Here is a 16507-nt window from a genome sequence, read left to right as displayed (position 1 = left end):
ATCTCCTCACCGGGCCGGGCGAACTCATGCATCGGGCGCTCGGTTTCAGCCACCGTGCACGGTCGTGCGGGACTCCAGCGCGCGGCGGGTGTCGTCGCCGTACACGCCCGTCTCGTCGCCCCGGACGCCGTACCAGAGCTGGAAGCGGGCGACCGCGGCGGCCAGGGTGGCGTCGTAGCGGCCGCTGGTGGAGCCGTCCGGGTAGACGTCCGGGACGCGCAGGAGGCGCTGCTGGAGTTCGGTCACCTCGGCGCCGGTGTCGCCCTCGCCGAGGACACCGGCGCCGCCGGGGCCGGGGACCGGCGAAGGGGGCGGGGCCGGCGAAGGGGGCGGGGCCGGGGGCGGCGCGGAGGGCCGGGGAGCGGGCGCCGCGCGGTCGCCGGTGTCCCGGTCCGGCAGCAGCAGGGCGGTGCCGAAACCGGTCACCGCGGCCGCGACGACGGCGAGCGCGAGGGCCGCGCGGCGGCGTCCCCGTCCGCGTCCCCGTCCGCGATCCCGTCCGTCGGCCGGCCGGCGGTGGCCCTCCTCCACGGGAGGGAGTTCACGCGTGTCGTCCTCGGAGCCGGCCGGCCGCCCCGGCACCGCGACGGACTCGAGATCCGGGTCCTGCGACAGTTCCCGGAACAGCTCCGCCAGGGCGTCGGTGCGGCGGGGGCGCAGGACACGGATCGGTTCCAGGGCCGGGCCGTCGTGCGGCTGCCGGGGTCCGGACGGTGTCGGCACGCTGCTCTCCTTCCGTCCCGGGACGCGGGGCGGGTCCGCCCGCGAGGCTCCGACGACCCGGGCCTTGAGGAGAGATACGCGCCCGCTGCCCCCGGAGTTCAGCGGGCTCCCCCGCCGCCCGTGCGCACATAGCGGTGCAGGGACGCCGTCACGGTGGCCACGAAAGCGTCCCTGCGGGTGTCGTCGAGCGCGTCCAGCGACAGGTACGGGTTGAGGTCCTCCAGCTCGACCAGGAGCAGCTCACCGCCCGGCGCGCGGCAGGCGTCGACGCGCTGGATGCCGTGGTCGATGGTGTTCCAGTCGATGAAGCGCCGGGCGAACTCCAGGTCCTCACGGGTGGGTTCGTACGGCTCCAGCCCCCAGCGCCGGCCGGGGTCCGGGGCGTACAGGGCGTACTGGAAGTCGTGGTCGACGAAGTAGAAGGAGACCTCGTAGGCGAAGTCGACGCGCGGCTGCACCAGGACGCCGCCGTCGACGAGGCCGGGCACCTCGGCCGCGGGGACCGTGCGCAGGCCGGTGGAGTCGGCGCCGAGCTTGGGCTTGACGACGTACTGCGCCGCCTGCGGCAGCCGGTGCAGGTCGTCCGGGTGGTCGACGGTGGGGATCACCGGGAGACCGGCGGCGCTCAGGTCCAGCAGGTACTGCTTGCCGGCCATGTCGGCCCTGCCGGTGAGCTGGTTGTACACCGGGATCCCGGTCGCGGCGGCCCGCTCGCGGAAGGCGTGGTAGGCGGCCAGGTGGGTCAGCACCGGGCCGCTGTTGCGGACCACGGCGGCGTCGAAGCCGTCCAGCAGCGCGGCGGCGTCCCGGGGGTTGCACAGCGCGAGGTCGAACTCCTCGCGCAGGCGCGAGGTGAGGAAGACGTCCTCGTCACAGTAGCGGCGCCCGCGCGCCTGATAGGCCAGGTCGGTGACGTACAGGAGGCGGGGGCGGGCGGTCGGCATGCGGGGCTCTCCTCGGCGGCGGCGGGAGCCGATCATACGGCCGGCCCGGCCGGCGGTACTCAGTACCTCGTCAGGAGTGCACCGAGTGCCATCCGCACCGGTCAGGTGTTACGTTCCCGTCCATGAGCTCCAGCAGGACGGCGTCCGGCCGCGGCGGCAGGGCGCGCGACGCCGGGACGCCCGGCACCTCCGGGAAGACGGAGGGGACGGAGAAGACGCGCGGGCCGGAGCCGGCGGAGGCGGGCACCGGGAAACCGCCGATGCGCGACGCGCTGGTCTCGGCGGCCTTCCGGCTGTTCCTGGAGCGGGGGTACGAGCGGACCACCGTCGACGACATCGTGGCGCTCGCCGGGGTCGGGCGGCGGTCGTTCTTCCGCTACTTCCCCTCCAAGGAGGACGTGGTCTTCCCCGACCACGAGCGGTGCCTGGCCGACATGACGGCCTTCCTGGCCGCCGGCGCCGAGGACGACGACCCCGTGCGGCGGGTCTGCGACGCGGCCCGGCTGGTGCTGCGGATGTACGCGGAGAACCCCACCTTCTCCGTGCAGCGCTACCGCCTCACCAAGAAGGTGCCCGGCCTGCGCGCGTACGAGCTGTCGGTGGTGTGGCGCTACGAGCGCGCCCTGGCCGAGTACCTGCGCGGGCGCTACGCCGGCCTGCGCGACGGCAGCCTGCGGGCCGACGTGATCGCGGCGGCCGTCGTCGCGGCGCACAACAACGCGCTGCGCTCCTGGCTGCGCTCGCACGGCCGGGGCGACGCGAACGCCGCCGTGGACCACGCCCTGGGCTGGGTGCAGTCCGCTTTCGGCGCCGGTCCGGTGCGGCCCGCCGAGGAGCGGCCCGAGGACGTGGTGGTCGTCGTGTCCCGGCGCGGGGCCCCGCTGTGGCGGGTGGTGCGGGAGATCGAGTCCGCCCTCGGGCAGGGCTGAGCCGGGTGCCGGACCCGGACTTTTGAGGGTACGGAGTGCCTTTACGCGTGGCACTGAGTGCCATACATTGTCGGTGTGCACGGTGGCACGGCGCACCGCGCACGCGCGTGCCCGGGTGACCGCGCACGCGGATTCCGGCCGAGTGCAGGGAGTTGACCAGCGTGTACCACCCCTCAGGAAGCCCCGCCCAGCAGGCAGCCGGCTCCGCGACGGGCCTGCTCGATCCGCGCGGCGCGGACACGGACGCCCTCCTCTTCCAGCGCTGCACCTGGTGCGGCACCGCCATGTACCACCGGCTGCTGTGTCCGGTCTGCCGGGGCAGCGACCTGCGGACCGAGCGCAGCGAGGGCGTGGGGACGGTGCGCCACTCCACGGTGGTGCACCGCAACACCCCGGCCGCGCGCAACGTGTCACTGGTCGAGATGGCGGAGGGCTTCGTCGTGCGGGGCCGGGTCATGGGCCCGCCCATCGGCATCCACAGCGGTGACCGGGTGCGCCTGTCGACGGCGAAGGACCCGGTACGGGGCGAGCCGGTCTTCCAGCTGATCGACGAGCCGTACCGCGCCTGGACCTGACGGCCGGACGGGCCTGCGGCCGGCCGCCCGCAGGATCCGCGGCCGACGGCCGGACTCGCCGTGACCGGGGCCGCCCGCACCGGGCGCCGACGGCACCGGGCCCGTGACCGGCAACCGCTCCGGCCCACAGCCGGCAACCGCTCCGTTCACCCGGCCCGGGGCCGGGGAATCAGCTCCCCGGTGCGCACGGCCCGGCCCGTCCCGAAGCTGTGGCCGGCCGCCGGGCCGGCGGTGAGGGCGCGGGCACCGTCGCATTCGGTGGCCGTCGCCCGGGCACCCGCCCCCGCCGCCGGAAAACGCTCGCTCAGACGCGGGGCATCAACATGATCCGGATCCCGACGGTGCCGTCCAGGCCCCTGCGCAGCCGGCTGCCCAGCAGGGTGAGCCGGCCGGTGAGACCGTACTTGCGGGCGATCAGCCGGCGGTAGCGGGCGGTGGTGGCCGCGTCGCAGATCTCCGCGATGGCCGGGACCTGGTCGCCGGTCGGGTTGCCGCGCAGGTCGCACGGGCCGACCAGTACGTCGGCCCGGTTGCGTATCCGCTTCACCTTCCAGGAGCCGGCGGCGGTCCACGCGCCGAGGGCGTCCCCGTCGCGCACCACCCACACCGGGGTGGCGACGGGTGTGCCGTTCCTGCGGTAGCTGGTGAGCAGCAGGTACTTGCCCGCGCCGAGCCGGTCCAAGGGGGTGTCGTCCATGGCGGGCAGTCTAGGCCTGTCGCCGACCTCCCGCCTGCCCCGCGGCGCCCCGCACGCACTCTCGCCGCGCCGGGTCCGCGCGGGCACGGCGCGGCCCGCCGCTCACTCGCCCCGCACGACCGCCGCCATCCGCCGTACCGCCTCCGTGAGCACCTCGGGCAGGGTGGCCAGGTTCAGCCGTACGTGCCCGGCGCCGCCCGTGCCGAAGGGGAGCCCGGAGTTGAGCGCCACCCGGCCGCGGTGCAGGAAGACCTGCGCGGGGTCGTCGCCGAGGCCGAGCGGGCGGCAGTCGAGCCAGGCGAGGTAGGTGGCCTCGCCCGGGCGGTGGCGGACCGCGGGGAGGTGCTCGGCCAGCAGGCCGGCGAACAGGCGCCGGTTGTCCTCGAGGCCGGCCAGCAGGGCGTCCAGCCAGGCGGTGCCGTCGCGCAGGGCGGCGGTGTGGGCGATGACGCCGAGGTGGCTCGGGCCGTCCCCGACCTCCTCGGGCAGCCGGGCGAGGTCGGCGGCGGCCCCGGGCCCGGCGAGGGCGAGCGCGGCCTTGAGCCCGGCCAGGTTCCACGCCTTCGACGCCGACATCAGCGACAGGCCGCGCTCGGCGCCCGGCACGCTCAGGTAGGGCACGAAGTCCGCGCCGGGCAGGACGAGCGGGGCGTGGATCTCGTCGGCGACGACGCGCACGCCGTACCGTTCGGCGAGGGCGGCGACGGCGGACAGCTCCTCGGCGGTGTGCGCGGCTCCGGTCGGGTTCTGCGGGTTGCACAGCAGGTAGGCGGCCCTCCCCCGGGAGCCCGGCCGCGCCGCGCCGGAGGGGAGTCCCGTCCGGTCCGCGACGGCCCGCTGGAAGGCCTCCTCCAGGGCGGCGAGGTCGAGGCGGCCGTCGGCGCCGAGCGGGGCCTCGACCACCCGGCGGTCCAGGTGCGTCACGAACTGGTGGAACGGCGGGTACACCGGCGGGTTCACCACCACCGGATCGCCGGGGCCGGTGACCAGTTTGAGCATCTCGACGACGCCCAGCATGACGTCGGGCACGATCGCGGTGCGTTCCACGGCGAGCCCGTCCCAGCCCCACCGCTTGTCCGCGAAGGCGGCCAGTGCCTCGGCGTAGGCGGTGCCCGCGGGGTAGCCGGTGTCGCCGAGCGCCAGCGCGTCGGTCAGGGCGCGTACGACGGGTTCGGCGAGCGGCACGTCCATCTCGGCCACCCACAGCGGCAGCACGTCCTCGGGGTAGGTGCGCCACTTCATGCTCGTACGGCGCCTGAGCCGGTCCAGGGTGAGGGCGCGCAAGGGGTTCGGTTCGCCGGACGTCTCGTGCGGGGTCCTCGTCATGGCCACACGATAGGGGGCCGTGGTGCGAGCGGGCACGACGAGGCGGGGCGGGTGCGCCGGGGCGTTGCCGGAGGTCGTCCGCGGCGGGCCGGGGCCGGGCGGCGGGAGCCGCACCGCTCGCCGGGACCGTCCGCGAAATCGCCTCCGCCGGGCTGAACGGCCGCGGGCCCGGGCCCGTATGGAAGGGGGGTGCTCGACTCAAGGAGAGCCCCGCGGCGTCGCCGCCGCGCTGTTGAGGTTCGGGAGCCATGCATGAGGCACGCACGACGACGGGTCGTCCGGCGAGTGACACGGCTGGCGGCCGTCGGCGGACTCCTCCTCGGAGGCGCGATGGTCACACGCGCCGTGGCGAGTGAGCCTCCCGAGGTCTCCGCCGTCCCCTACTCCTCCGCCCGGGCGGCCGCCGACACCGGCGCCGACCTGGTGGAGCGGCTCGGCCCGTCCCGTACGGCGGGCAGCTGGGTCGACGAGGACGGGCGGACGGTCGTGGCGGTCACCGACGAGAAGGCGGCCGCCGAGGTCCGGCGGGCGGGCGCCGAGGCGAAGAGGGTGCGCCACAGCATGCGCGAACTGAAGTCGGCGACCGCGACCCTGCGTTCGGCGCCCCGGGTGACGGGTACGGCCTGGGCCCTGGACTACCGCTCCAACGAGGTGGTGGTACGGGGGGACAGCACCGTCTCCGCGGCCGACTGGTCGCGGCTGACCGAGGTCGCGGACGGTATCGGCGGCTTCGTCCGCATGGAGCGCACCGAGGGCACCTTCACGACCCGTCTGAACGGGGCGCGGCCCATCCTGTCGACGGCCGGGCGCTGTTCGGCGGGGTTCAACGTGACCGACGGGCGCAGCGAGTACATCCTCACGGCCGGGCACTGCGGGCCGGACGGCTCCGTCTGGTTCGCCGACGGGGCGGGCCGGGACCGGGTCGGCACGACGGTCGGCAGGAGCTTCCCCGGCGACGACTACTCCCTGGTGAAGTACGACGGCGGCCGGGCGGGCGCGGGAGCCGACGTCGTGGCGGTGGGCGACGGCAAGGGCGTGCGGATCACGGGGGTGGCGGACCCGGCCGTGGGGCAGCGGGTGTTCCGCAGCGGCAGCACCACCGGGCTGCGCGACGGCCAGGTGACCGCGCTCAACGCGACGGTGAACTACCCCGAGGGCACGGTCAGCGGGCTCGTCGAGACCGACGTGTGCGCGGAACCGGGCGACAGCGGCGGCCCGTTGTTCTCCGAGGGGATCGCGCTTGGTGTGACCTCGGGCGGCAGCGGGGACTGCACGACGGGCGGGACGACGTACTTCCAGCCGGTGACCAAGGCGCTGTCCGAGCTGGGCATGCGGCTGATCGTGTCCGCGCGGGGCGGCGCGAGCTCCGCGCCCTCGCCGGCGCCGTCCGCGTCGGCCGGCCAGGGTGCCGCCGCCCCGGGCGTCACCGGGCCGGGTTCGCCGGCACCGGTGGGCGGCGCGGACGTCTCGACGCTGCTGTCCCGGCTGGCCGATCCCCGGAACATCGGGCCCGGTCTGCTGGTCGTCGCGGGCAGTCTGGTCGCGCTGGTGGCCACGCGCTGGATCAGGTCGGAGCAGGACCGCAAGGCGTACCGCCAGCACTACTCGGCGACCTGGAGCTGATCCGCCGGGGCCGGGCTCCGGCGGCACGGCCGCGACCGCTCCCCCGGCGGCCCGGGACGACGGAGGAGCGCCGGGTGGAGAAGGGCCGGAGCACGGCGGCGGCCGGCGACCGGCGCCGGGCGGCGTGCGCCTCGGCGGGGCAACGGGGTGAACGAGGTGAACGGCGTCCGCGGACACGGGGAACGCGGCGCGGGCGGGGGGCGGGCCGCCCGCCCGGCCGGGGCCAGAGGCGAGAAGGGCACCCGTCCGATCAGGGGTGCCCCGGGACAGCGGGGCGATGCGGCGGTCGGCCTACGAGGTGCTCAGGCGGCCTTCACCGGCTGCGGGCGGGCGGCTGCCCATTCCAGGACGAGCCGCTGGTACTCCTCGCGCTGCTCGGTGCTCAGCGTCCCGCCCGACCGGAGCCACAGGGCCCGGATCTCCTCGTTGACCTCGTCAGCCGATCGCTCGGAAGAGGGTTCAACAGTGGTGGACATGCTGTGAAGCATACGGCTCCGGAGGTGAAGGCGGTGTGAGTAATCAGGAGCTAAACGGACATTAAGGACCGTGTCGCTGATCACGTCCATCTGCCGGGGAACGCGGGCCGGTTCACCTCCGGGCATCCCGGGAACCGGCCCTCCGCAGCGTGACGCGCCGCCGCGCGCCGGGGCTCCGGGTCTCCGGGCCGGTCAGGTGCCCGGCTTGCGGCCGTACACGAAGACGTCGTCGCCCTTCTTCAGCAGCGACCAGTACTTCTTCGCTTCGGCCGTGGTCATGTTGACGCAGCCGTGCGAGCCCGGCGGGTTCCACATGCTGACGCCGGCCGAGTGGAAGGCCTGCCCGCCGTCGAAGAACTGGCTGTAGGGCATGGGCACGTCGTAGATGGAGGAGACGTGGTCGATGTTGCGCCAGTAGATCTTCTTCAGGCCGGTGCGGGTCTCGTACCCGTCACGTCCCGTGCGCACCGGCACCGGCCCGTGGACCAGCTTGTCGCCGTCCTGGATCCAGCTCAGCTGGAGGGTGAGGTTCACGCAGGCGATGCGGCCCTTGTTCACCGGGCACTTGCCGTCCTTGTTGGGGTTCTTCCCCACGGCCTTCTGCTTGTTCATCAGGTCCATCACGCCCCAGGTGACGGGGCCCGCGTACCCGATGTTCGGCCTGATGCCGTGCTTGTTCTGGAAGGCCTGGATGGCCTTGCAGTCGGCGGCGGACTGCTTGCCGTCGACCGGACGGCCGAGGAACTTCTCCACCTGCTTCTGGTACGGGCCGGCCTGTGTGGTGCAGCTCGCGGCCTGCGCCGGCGCGGCGCCGAGCGCGAGTGTGAGCGGTGCCACCAGCGCGGTGATCCCGAGAGCGACGGCTCCCCGTCTGCGTACGTCCCCCATGGTGGGTTCCTCCCTGCTCGTCCCTGTGTCTCTGCCCACTAGACCGGTGCGGGGGGCCACCGGTTGTAAGGACGGCCGGGCTGCGACCAAACGGTGACATTGGCACACGCGGCGCTCTCCCCCGGGCGCCCCGCGGACGCGGGGCGCCCGGGGGACCGGCAGGCCCCGCCGGGCGGCGGCGCGCGGGGCGGAAGGGCCCCTGCGCGGCCGTGCGGGAGGCCCGGCGCTGCCGCCGGGCCGGGCGGCGCGCCACCCGCGGCCGTCCGCGCCGCGCGCGTGGGCTCACCGGTAGCCGGTGGTGTCGGCCGGCTTGCCCGCGTCCTGGACCTCGACGAGGTAGCGCCAGGCGTCGGGGCGGCTGCCGTCGAGGTCGGTGAAGCCGTACTCCCGGGCCAGGCCGCCGCTGGAGAGGGAGGCGCCGTTGAAGCGCGCGACGTCCGGGTCGGCGGCCAGGGCGGCGACGGCGCGGCCCACGTAGCGCGGGGTCTCCGAGATGGCGAAGTGGGGGACGCGGTCCAGGGCGTCGCGCCAGTTGTCCTCCCGCACCCCGAAGTGCTCCAGCATGATCTCCGAGCGCAGCCAGCCGGGTGTGAGCGCGAGGGCGGTGGCGCCGCGCGGGCCGAGTTCGTGGCCGAGGGAGAACGCCATGCGCAGGACGGCCGCCTTGGCGAGGTCGTAGAAGAAGGAGACGCGGTAGTGGTCGCGGTTGTAGTCGGCGGTGCCGTCGGTGACCTCGACCACCAGGCCGCCGGGGCGGCGCAGCAGCAGGGGCATGGCGTGGTGGCTGGTGATGGCGTGCGTCTCCACCGCGAGCCGGAGCAGCCTCAGTCCGTCGTCGAGGTCGTGCTCCCAGACGGGGGCGTCCCAGGCGAAGAGGTTCTCGCCGCCCCAGATGTCGTTGACGAGGACGTCGAGGCGGCCCTGTTCGCGGGCGATGCGGTCGACGAGCCCGCGGACCTGGCCGGGGTCGAGGTGGTCGGTGGGTACGGCGACGCCCTCGCCGCCGGCCTCGGTGACGAGGTCGGCGGTGTCCTCGATGGTCTCGGGGCGGTCGTACTCCGAGCGCTGCGCGCGGGTGCTGCGCCCGGTGACGTACACCGTCGCACCGGCCGCCCCGAGTTCGACGGCGATCCCGCGTCCTGCTCCCCTGGTCGCCCCGGCGACCAGGGCGACCCTGCCCTTGAGCGGCTGTTCCGGCATGTCCGGCCTCCCGTTGCTGTCGTGACCGTTCCGAGAGTGCCGGGTAAGCCGGACATCTTCTGTCGTCTTTTCCGTCGATCGCGGTCAGTGGCCGCGGGCGATCCACTCCTGCAGGTGGGGGGCCTCGGCGCCGATCGTGGTGGCGTCCCCGTGCCCGGTGAGGACCTTCGTCCCGGGCGGGAGGGTGAGCAGCCGGTCGCGGATCGAGTCGATGATCGTCGGGAAGTGGGAGTAGGAGCGTCCGGTGGCGCCGGGGCCGCCCCGGAAGAGGGTGTCGCCGGTGAAGACGGCCGCCAGCCCCTGCTCGTACAGGCAGACCGCGCCGGGCGCGTGGCCCGGTGTGTGCAGCACGCGCAGGCCGGCGCCGGCGGCCTCGATCACCTGGCCGTCGACCAGCCAGGCGTCGGGCTCCCGGTCCGGATGGGTCTGCTTCCACAGCGGCAGGTCGTCGCGGTGCAGCCAGACGGTGGCCCCGGTGCGCTCGGCGAGCGCGGGGGCCGCGCCGATGTGGTCGTTGTGGGCGTGGGTGCAGACGATGGCCGTGACCCGGCGGTCGCCGACGGCCTCGGCGATGGCGTCGGCGTCGTGGGCGGCGTCGATGACGACGACCTCGTGGTCGTCGCCGACCAGCCACACGTTGTTGTCGACGTCCCAGGTGCCGCCGTCGAGGGTGAACTGCCCGGAGGTGACGAGGCGTTCGACGCGCGCGGCCATCAGAGCACCACCACCGAGCGCAGGACGTCGCCCTGGTGCATCCGCTCGAAGGCCTTCTCCACCTCGTCCAGGGCGATGGTCTCGGTGACGAACGCCTCCAGGTCCAGGCGCCCCTGCAGGTGCAGGTCGACCAGCATCGGGAAGTCCCGGGAGGGCAGGCAGTCGCCGTACCAGCTCGACTTCAGGGCGCCGCCCCGGCCGAAGACGTCCAGCAGGGGCAGCTCCAGCTTCATCTCCGGGGTGGGCACACCGACCAGCACGACCGTGCCCGCCAGGTCGCGGGCGTAGAAGGCCTGCCGGTAGGTCTCCGGGCGGCCGACGGCCTCGATGACGACGTCGGCGCCGAAACCGCCCGTCAGCTCGCGGATCGCCGCCACCGGATCGCTCTCGCGCGAGTTGACGGTGTGCGTGGCGCCCATCGCGCGGGCGGTTTCCAGCTTGCGGTCGTCGATGTCCACCGCGATGATCCTCGACGCCCCGGCCAGGCGCGATCCGACCACGGCCGCGTCACCGACACCGCCGCAGCCGATGACCGCCACCGTGTCCCCGCGCCCGACCTCGCCGGTGTTGAGCGCGGCCCCGATCCCCGCCATCACCCCGCACCCCAGCAACCCGGCCGCCTGCGGTGACACGGCCGGATCGACCTTGGTGCACTGCCCGGCCGCGACGAGCGTCTTCTCGGCGAAGGCGCCGATGCCCAGAGCCGGGGAGAGTTCGGTGCCGTCGGTGCGGGTCATCTTCTGCCGCGCGTTGTGGGTGTCGAAGCAGTACCAGGGACGCCCTCGCAGACAGGCCCGGCAACGGCCGCACACCGCACGCCAGTTGAGGATCACGAAGTCACCGGGCGCCACCTCCGTCACGCCGGGGCCCACCTCCTCCACCACGCCCGCGGCCTCGTGGCCGAGCAGGAACGGGAAGTCGTCGCCGATGCCGCCCTGCTTGTAGTGCAGGTCGGTGTGGCAGACCCCGCACGCCTGGACCCTCACCACCGCCTCGCCCGGGCCCGGATCGGGCACCACGACCGTCTCGACGCGCACCGGCTCGCCCTTGCCCGGTGCGATCACGCCGCGTACTTCCTGCGCCATCTGCTGACCCCTTCGTCGACCGGTCTCCGTCCCCTCGACCCTACGCGTGACCGATCGGTAACGGCACGACCGGGCGGCGGCCGGCCGCGCGTCCTGCCGGCCGGCCGTCCCCTACCGGAATTCCCAGGTCGCGGGCGCGGGCGCCGACGTAGCCTGAGTGCTCCGCCGACGCCGAGGGAGAGACGTGAGCATCGCAGCGACGGAGACCGGCCCGCCCGCCTGGCGGCTGCTTCTCGAGTACGTACGGCCGCACCGCAGGGCCCTGTCGGCGGGTGCCCTGCTCTCGCTGGTGACCGGGGCGACCGGGCTGATGCTGCCGCTGGTGGCGCAGAGGCTGATCGACGACCTGGCGCACGACCGGGCCGTCACCGGCGCGCTGCTGGCGATGTCTGCCCTGGTCGTCGCCAACGCGGCGCTGGGCGCGCTGGGCGCGTACGTGCTGCAGCGCACCGCCGAGTCGGTGGTGCTCGGCGCGCGGCGCGCCCTGTCGTCGTACCTGCTGCGGCTGCGGATCACCGCCCTGGACCGCAGCGAGCCCGGCGACCTGATGGCCCGCATCACCTCCGACACCACCCTGCTGCGGTCGGTCACCACCGACTCGCTGATCGGGCTGGGCACCGGCGGCCTCACGCTCGTCGCGACGGTCGTGCTGATGGGCCTGGTCGAACCGGTGCTGCTCGGTGTCACACTGGCCGTGATCGCGGGCGCGGGCGTCGTGCTCGGGGTGATCGTGCCGCGCATCAACCGGGCGAGCAAGCAGGCGCAGCAGGCGGTCGGCGTGATGGGGGCCGCGCTGGAACGGGTCCTGGGGTCGCTGCGCACCGTGAAGGCGTCGGGCGCCGAGCCCCGGGAGGAGCGGACGCTGCACGAGGCCGCCGAGGAGTCCTGGCGGCAGAGCGTGAGCGCCGCCAAGTGGTCCGCGGCGGCGGGCAACACGGCGGGGCTGGCGATCCAGGTCGCGTTCATCACGGTGCTCGCGGTGGGCGGGGCGCGGGTGGCGACCGGAGCCATCGACGTGGGTACGCTCGTGGCGTTCCTGCTGTTCGTCTTCTACCTCATCGCGCCGATCCAGCAGGTGGTCGGCGCCGTCACGCAGTACCAGACCGGCGCGGCGGCCCTCGCCCGCATCCAGGAGGCGCTGCGCCTGCCCGCCGAGCCGCCCGCCCGGCCCGCCCCGCTGCCCTCCCCCGGCGCGGAACCCGCCAGTGTCGCCTTCCGCGACGTCCGCTTCCGCTACGCCGAGGACCTGGCGTACGTCCACCACGGGGTGACGTTCGCCGTGCCCGCCCGCGGCATGACGGCGTTCGTCGGCCCGTCCGGTGCGGGCAAGACCACCGTGTTCTCCCTCATCGAGCGGTTCTACCAGCCCGACTCGGGCGAGATCACGCTCGACGGGCGCGACCTCGCCGACTGGGAGCTGCCCCGGCTGAGGGCCGCCATCGGCTACGTGGAGCAGGACGCGCCGGTCCTGTCGGGCTCGCTGCGGGACAACCTGCTGCTGGGCAACCCGGAGGCGGACGACGACGCGCTCGCGCGGGTGCTGAAGACGACCCGCCTGGACGGTCTCGTCGCCCGGCTGCCGGAGGGCCTCGACACGCTCGTCGGGCACCGCGGCACCAAGCTGTCCGGCGGCGAACGGCAGCGCGTCGCCATCGCCCGCGCCCTGCTGCGCCGCCCCCGGCTGCTGCTGCTCGACGAGGCCACCTCGCAGCTGGACGCGGTGAACGAGGCGGCCCTGCGCGACACCGTCGCCGACGTGGCCCGCACGACCACGGTCCTCGTCGTCGCGCACCGGCTGTCCACGGTGACGGCGGCCGACCGGATCGTGGTGATGGACGCGGGCCGGGTCCGCGCCGTCGGCACCCACCGCGAGCTCGTGACCGCCGACCCGCTCTACGCCGAGCTGGCCGCGACCCAGTTCCTGGGCGCGGACGACTGAGCCGCGGCGCCGGGCGCGTACCGACCGGCGCCGGGGGCCGCCCCGGCCCGGGCGGCTTGCGCCCCCGCCTGCGGGCCCGGCGACCGCGGCCGCGGTTGCCGGGCCCGCCGGGCCGGAGGAGCCTCGAAAGGGGAGGCCCCGCGCGGCCCGCTCCCGACCGGGCCGGGGCCCCGAAGGAGGTCATGATGGCAACCGCGGCGGACCCCGCCTTCGACACCGAGACCCTGCGCCGGGCGATAGAGAGCCGGAGCCCCGAGCCTCTCGTCTCCCTCTACGCCGACGACGCGGAATACCGCATCGTGGACCGCACCACCCAGCCCAGCCACCCCAAGGTGCTGCACGGCCGGGACGAGATCGCCCGGATGCTCGGCGACGTCTACAGCCGTGACATGACGCACCGGCTGGAGCGGTGCGTCGTCCAGGGCGATCAGGCCGCCTACAGCGAGTCCTGCGAGTACCGCGACGGGGTCCGGGTCCTGTCCGAGTCGATGCTCTCCCTGCGGGACGGCAAGATCACCGAGCAGACCCTGATCCAGGCCTGGGACGAGTAGGAAGGACGGGCGCGGGGCCCGGGCCACCACCGCCGGCCCGGGCCCGGGGCCGGTACGGCCCCGGTGGCCGGGTCGAGGATCAGCGTGCGGCGCACTCCGGAGTCGTCGTACCCGTAAGCCCCGCCGGGGGCTCGCGAGGAGGGGCGAGCGCCGTGTGCCGTCCCGGGGGCGAGGGCCGCCCGCCCCGGCGGAGGCGTACGCCGGGCGTCCGGGCGGGGTGGGGGAGGCCGCCGGAGAGCGGCTCGGCCGTCCGCACGGGGCCCGGTCCCCCCGTACGGGGACGTGGGCGCCGGTCACGGCTCCCGCGGCGGACGCCAGCCGGGCGGCCGCAGGATGCCCAGCAGTTGCCGGACCAGTTCCTCCACGACCTCGTCCAGCGTCGCGTCCACCCAGCCGGCGCTCCAGTCGTGCAGGAGGCCGTTGACGCTGCCGATGAAGCCCGCCGCGGGCAGGCGGTAGTCGCGCACGGCCGCCTCCCCGCGGGCCGCGGCCGCCTCGGCCTCGGCGCGGATGAGGCCGATCCAGCGGGCGCGGCGGGCGAGCCGCTGTTCCTCCAGGCGCGGGCTGACGCCGATGATCTCGACGAAGGTGATGCGGATCCGGCGCGGGTCGGCCGCGACGTTCCCGGCGTACGCGCGGAAGATCACCGCGGCGCGTTCGGGGAGCGGCAGGCCGGTGGCGCCGGCCGCCGCCTTGAGCACGGCCTCCTCGGCCCAGTCGTTGACCTGGAGGTGCAGCGCGGCCAGCACGTCCTCCAGGGTGCGGAACTCCTCGTAGAACTGGCGGGTCGACAGGCCCGCGGCCTCACTGAGTGCCGCGACCGTCGTGGAGCGGAACCCCGGAGCGCCGCCGAACAGCTGGAGCGCGGCGTCCAGGAAGCGCCGGCGCCGCTCGGCCTGCCGTTCCTCGGCGGACTTGCCCGCGTAACGGCCGGTCGGCGCCCTGAGTCTGCCCTGCACCCGCCCTCCCTGCCCCGGTCGCTGGTCGATTTTGTCGTGTACGCGGTCTTGTGGAGAAGGCCACCATCTCCTTACTTTGCAGTAAGTTCACTGTGAAAGCACGCCTGTTCAGATTCCGGGCCCGTTTTTGGCATGTTCCGATCACGATTCGCCATGAGACCCCGCCTCCACAGGAGGGAGCAGTCATGCCTGCCCCGCGACCCAGGTACCTGTGCTCCGTAGCCGCCGCCCTCGCCCTCGTCCTGACCGCCCCCGCGACCGCCGCCACCGCCGCCCCCGGCTCCCCCGCCGCCCTGCGCGAGGTGCTGTTCGTGGGCAACAACTGGGACGGCACCGCCGACGTCATCGAATCCACCGGCGACTTCGCGAGGATCGGCCGCGTCGACGTCGTCCCCGACAAGGAGGAGCGGCTGGCGGAGATCAAGGCCGACCCGATCAAGTGGATCTACTTCACGGCCATCCGCAACAGCGTCGGCGAGGGACACGACCAGCTCGTCGACGACATGTACTCCACACCGGACGGCAGATCGGTGGTCGTCTCCCGGCCGAGCTTCGCCGACGTCGTCTCCATCGACCTGGCCACCGGCCGGATCAACTGGCGTTTCCCGGTGGCCGGTCACCGCTCCGACCACATGGCCGTCTCCCCCGACGGAACCCGGGTCGCGGTCTCCGCCTCGACCGCGAACACCGTGCACGTGCTGGACATCGCCACCGGCAGGCAGCTCGGCTCGTTCGCCACCGGCGACAAGCCGCACGAGAACGTCTTCAGCCGGGACGGCCGGTACATCTGGAACATGTCCATCGGCGAGGTGAACACCGCCCTGGACGCCCCGTGGCTGGACTGGACGAAGGGCGACCGGCGCATCACGGTCGCCGACGCGACGACGTACCGGCAGGTCAAGGTCATCGACATGCGCGAGCGTCTGGACGCGATCGGGCTGGAGGACCACTCCGACGCCGTCCGGCCCGCCGTGTTCTCGCCGGACGAGTCCAAGCTGTACTTCCAGGTCTCGTTCTTCAACGGTTTCCTGGAGTACGACGTCGCGACGGACCGGATCACCCGGGTGAAGACGCTGCCCGAGAACCCGGACACCAGCGAAGACCGCACCACCTGGGTCAACGACTCGCGCCACCACGGCATCACGATGAAGCCGGACGGCAGCAAACTGTGCGTCGCGGGCACCATGGACGACTACGCCACGGTCGTCGACCGCACGACCCTCCAGCAGGGCCCGCTCGTCACCGCCTCCAAACCCTACTGGGCGACCGTCAGCGGGGACGGCAAGGCCTGCGTCGTCTCCGAGAGCGGCGCCGACCGGGTCACGGCCATCGACTTCGCCACCGGGCGCAAGACGGTGTCCGTGCCGGTCGGCGACCATCCGCAACGCGTGCGGCTCGGCCGGGTGGCGGCCGACTGGAGCGGTCCGTCCGCCGGCTGACCAGCGGCCGGCCCCGGCCGGCCTCCTGCCCGGCCTTCCGTCCGGCCTTCCGTCCGGTCCCTTCCGCGGCCCGCGCCGGCCCGGCGCGGGCCGCGCCCGGCGGGTCCGCCGGGGCCCCGGCACGGAAACGGGGCACCGGTTCGCACCCCGGGCGCCCGCCCGGCGCAGCGCCTCGGCCGGGACCTGCCCGACGAGGCCGGCGGCGTCATCGCCCGCCGGAACCGCGCCGAACCGGTGCTCGCCCGCCGAACGATCCGCTGCAGCTTCTGCCCCTCCTGCCCGGTCGGCCGGCGAACCCTCACCGGTGATGCCGTACCCGCCCCCCTGCCACACGCCGTCCTGACATCCAGCACAACGAGCGGCCCGGCAGAGGTTCCCGGTCACAGCACTAGGAGCGCAGGAGGCCCCGTCGGGGCAGGGTGACCAAAGGGGTCCCCTG

General features: G+C 74.4%; 16 protein-coding genes. 6 read left to right on the top strand and 10 right to left on the bottom strand.

From position 1 onward, the window contains the following. Nucleotides 1-45: 45 nt before the first annotated feature. The gene (locus AB0L29_RS01000; protein ID WP_365821939.1) at nt 46-723 is read right to left on the bottom strand and encodes a peptidoglycan-binding domain-containing protein; all 678 of its coding nucleotides are present in this window, start codon (nt 721-723) and stop codon (nt 46-48) included. Nucleotides 724-821: 98 nt separating this feature from the next. After that, the gene (locus AB0L29_RS00995; protein WP_365821937.1) at nt 822-1667 is read right to left on the bottom strand and encodes a hypothetical protein; all 846 of its coding nucleotides are present in this window, start codon (nt 1665-1667) and stop codon (nt 822-824) included. A gap of 260 nt (nt 1668-1927) precedes the next feature. Between AB0L29_RS00995 and AB0L29_RS00990 the strand changes: the two genes are divergently transcribed. Beyond that, nucleotides 1928-2596 (top strand): TetR family transcriptional regulator, encoded by a 669-nt coding sequence (locus tag AB0L29_RS00990; protein ID WP_365822667.1) that lies wholly within the window; start codon nt 1928-1930, stop codon nt 2594-2596. 161 nt (nt 2597-2757) lie between these two features. After that, complete coding sequence (locus AB0L29_RS00985; RefSeq protein WP_365821935.1) at nt 2758-3171, top strand: zinc ribbon domain-containing protein; 414 nt, start codon at nt 2758-2760, stop codon at nt 3169-3171. Between the two features lie 304 nt (nt 3172-3475). Here the strand turns inward: AB0L29_RS00985 and AB0L29_RS00980 are convergent, their stop codons facing one another. Both AB0L29_RS00980 and AB0L29_RS00975 read right to left on the bottom strand, forming a co-directional pair. Next, the gene (locus AB0L29_RS00980) at nt 3476-3868 is read right to left on the bottom strand and encodes a PPOX class F420-dependent oxidoreductase (protein ID WP_365821933.1); all 393 of its coding nucleotides are present in this window, start codon (nt 3866-3868) and stop codon (nt 3476-3478) included. Between the two features lie 102 nt (nt 3869-3970). After that, entirely contained in the window at nt 3971-5194 is a 1224-nt protein-coding gene (locus AB0L29_RS00975; protein WP_365821931.1) for an aminotransferase class I/II-fold pyridoxal phosphate-dependent enzyme, read from the bottom strand. A 252-nt stretch (nt 5195-5446) separates the two neighbouring features. Here AB0L29_RS00975 and AB0L29_RS00970 point away from each other — a divergent pair, with 252 nt between their 5' ends. Further along, entirely contained in the window at nt 5447-6817 is a 1371-nt protein-coding gene (locus AB0L29_RS00970) for a S1 family peptidase (protein WP_365821929.1), read from the top strand. Between the two features lie 302 nt (nt 6818-7119). On the opposite strand, the gene AB0L29_RS00965 is transcribed toward AB0L29_RS00970, so the two are convergent. The 5 genes from AB0L29_RS00965 to AB0L29_RS00945 form a co-directional block, all read right to left on the bottom strand. Continuing rightward, nucleotides 7120-7305 (bottom strand): hypothetical protein, encoded by a 186-nt coding sequence (locus AB0L29_RS00965; protein ID WP_365821927.1) that lies wholly within the window; start codon nt 7303-7305, stop codon nt 7120-7122. Nucleotides 7306-7485: 180 nt separating this feature from the next. Next, a complete protein-coding gene (locus AB0L29_RS00960) occupies nt 7486-8181 on the bottom strand; it encodes a L,D-transpeptidase (RefSeq protein ID WP_365821925.1) in 696 nt (231 codons plus the stop codon). A 282-nt stretch (nt 8182-8463) separates the two neighbouring features. Next, a complete protein-coding gene (locus tag AB0L29_RS00955) occupies nt 8464-9381 on the bottom strand; it encodes an SDR family oxidoreductase (RefSeq protein ID WP_365821923.1) in 918 nt (305 codons plus the stop codon). Nucleotides 9382-9465: 84 nt separating this feature from the next. Then, the gene (locus AB0L29_RS00950; RefSeq protein ID WP_365821921.1) at nt 9466-10095 is read right to left on the bottom strand and encodes an MBL fold metallo-hydrolase; all 630 of its coding nucleotides are present in this window, start codon (nt 10093-10095) and stop codon (nt 9466-9468) included. After that, nucleotides 10095-11180 carry an S-(hydroxymethyl)mycothiol dehydrogenase gene (locus tag AB0L29_RS00945; RefSeq protein WP_365821919.1) on the bottom strand — a complete coding sequence of 362 codons (1086 nt, stop codon included), beginning with the start codon at nt 11178-11180 and terminating at the stop codon, nt 10095-10097. The genes AB0L29_RS00950 and AB0L29_RS00945 overlap by 1 nt, the downstream gene beginning before the upstream one ends. Before the next feature lie 184 nt (nt 11181-11364). On the opposite strand from AB0L29_RS00945, the gene AB0L29_RS00940 reads away from it, so the two are divergent. Together AB0L29_RS00940 and AB0L29_RS00935 are read left to right on the top strand one after the other, a co-directional pair. Beyond that, complete coding sequence (locus tag AB0L29_RS00940) at nt 11365-13119, top strand: ABC transporter ATP-binding protein (protein WP_365821917.1); 1755 nt, start codon at nt 11365-11367, stop codon at nt 13117-13119. A 185-nt stretch (nt 13120-13304) separates the two neighbouring features. Then, a complete protein-coding gene (locus AB0L29_RS00935) occupies nt 13305-13670 on the top strand; it encodes a nuclear transport factor 2 family protein (protein WP_365822665.1) in 366 nt (121 codons plus the stop codon). A 293-nt stretch (nt 13671-13963) separates the two neighbouring features. Here the strand turns inward: AB0L29_RS00935 and AB0L29_RS00930 are convergent, their stop codons facing one another. Then, nucleotides 13964-14629, bottom strand: a complete 666-nt coding sequence (locus AB0L29_RS00930) for a TetR/AcrR family transcriptional regulator (protein ID WP_365821915.1) — start codon at nt 14627-14629, stop codon at nt 13964-13966. A 185-nt stretch (nt 14630-14814) separates the two neighbouring features. Here AB0L29_RS00930 and AB0L29_RS00925 point away from each other — a divergent pair, with 185 nt between their 5' ends. Further along, entirely contained in the window at nt 14815-16068 is a 1254-nt protein-coding gene (locus AB0L29_RS00925) for a YncE family protein (RefSeq protein ID WP_365821913.1), read from the top strand. The last annotated feature ends 439 nt before the right edge of the window (nt 16069-16507 follow it).

The organism is Streptomyces sp. NPDC052701 (genome assembly GCF_040678355.1).
Classification (GTDB): domain Bacteria; phylum Actinomycetota; class Actinomycetes; order Streptomycetales; family Streptomycetaceae; genus Streptomyces.
This window is presented reverse-complemented; position numbering and strand designations above follow the sequence as displayed.

What these genes read in the sequence shown, in the direction of transcription:
- AB0L29_RS00925 (WP_365821913.1), top strand. Translation starts at nt 14,815, where the DNA reads ATGCCTGCCCCGCGACCCAGGTACCTGTGCTCCGTAGCCGCCGCCCTC.
- AB0L29_RS00990 (WP_365822667.1), top strand. Translation starts at nt 1,928, where the DNA reads ATGCGCGACGCGCTGGTCTCGGCGGCCTTCCGGCTGTTCCTGGAGCGG.
- AB0L29_RS00950 (WP_365821921.1), bottom strand. Translation starts at nt 10,095, where the DNA reads ATGGCCGCGCGCGTCGAACGCCTCGTCACCTCCGGGCAGTTCACCCTC.
- AB0L29_RS00935 (WP_365822665.1), top strand. Translation starts at nt 13,305, where the DNA reads ATGGCAACCGCGGCGGACCCCGCCTTCGACACCGAGACCCTGCGCCGG.
- AB0L29_RS00980 (WP_365821933.1), bottom strand. Translation starts at nt 3,868, where the DNA reads ATGGACGACACCCCCTTGGACCGGCTCGGCGCGGGCAAGTACCTGCTG.
- AB0L29_RS00945 (WP_365821919.1), bottom strand. Translation starts at nt 11,180, where the DNA reads ATGGCGCAGGAAGTACGCGGCGTGATCGCACCGGGCAAGGGCGAGCCG.
- AB0L29_RS00960 (WP_365821925.1), bottom strand. Translation starts at nt 8,181, where the DNA reads ATGGGGGACGTACGCAGACGGGGAGCCGTCGCTCTCGGGATCACCGCG.
- AB0L29_RS00995 (WP_365821937.1), bottom strand. Translation starts at nt 1,667, where the DNA reads ATGCCGACCGCCCGCCCCCGCCTCCTGTACGTCACCGACCTGGCCTAT.
- AB0L29_RS00975 (WP_365821931.1), bottom strand. Translation starts at nt 5,194, where the DNA reads ATGACGAGGACCCCGCACGAGACGTCCGGCGAACCGAACCCCTTGCGC.
- AB0L29_RS00970 (WP_365821929.1), top strand. Translation starts at nt 5,447, where the DNA reads ATGAGGCACGCACGACGACGGGTCGTCCGGCGAGTGACACGGCTGGCG.
- AB0L29_RS00965 (WP_365821927.1), bottom strand. Translation starts at nt 7,305, where the DNA reads ATGCTTCACAGCATGTCCACCACTGTTGAACCCTCTTCCGAGCGATCG.
- AB0L29_RS00955 (WP_365821923.1), bottom strand. Translation starts at nt 9,381, where the DNA reads ATGCCGGAACAGCCGCTCAAGGGCAGGGTCGCCCTGGTCGCCGGGGCG.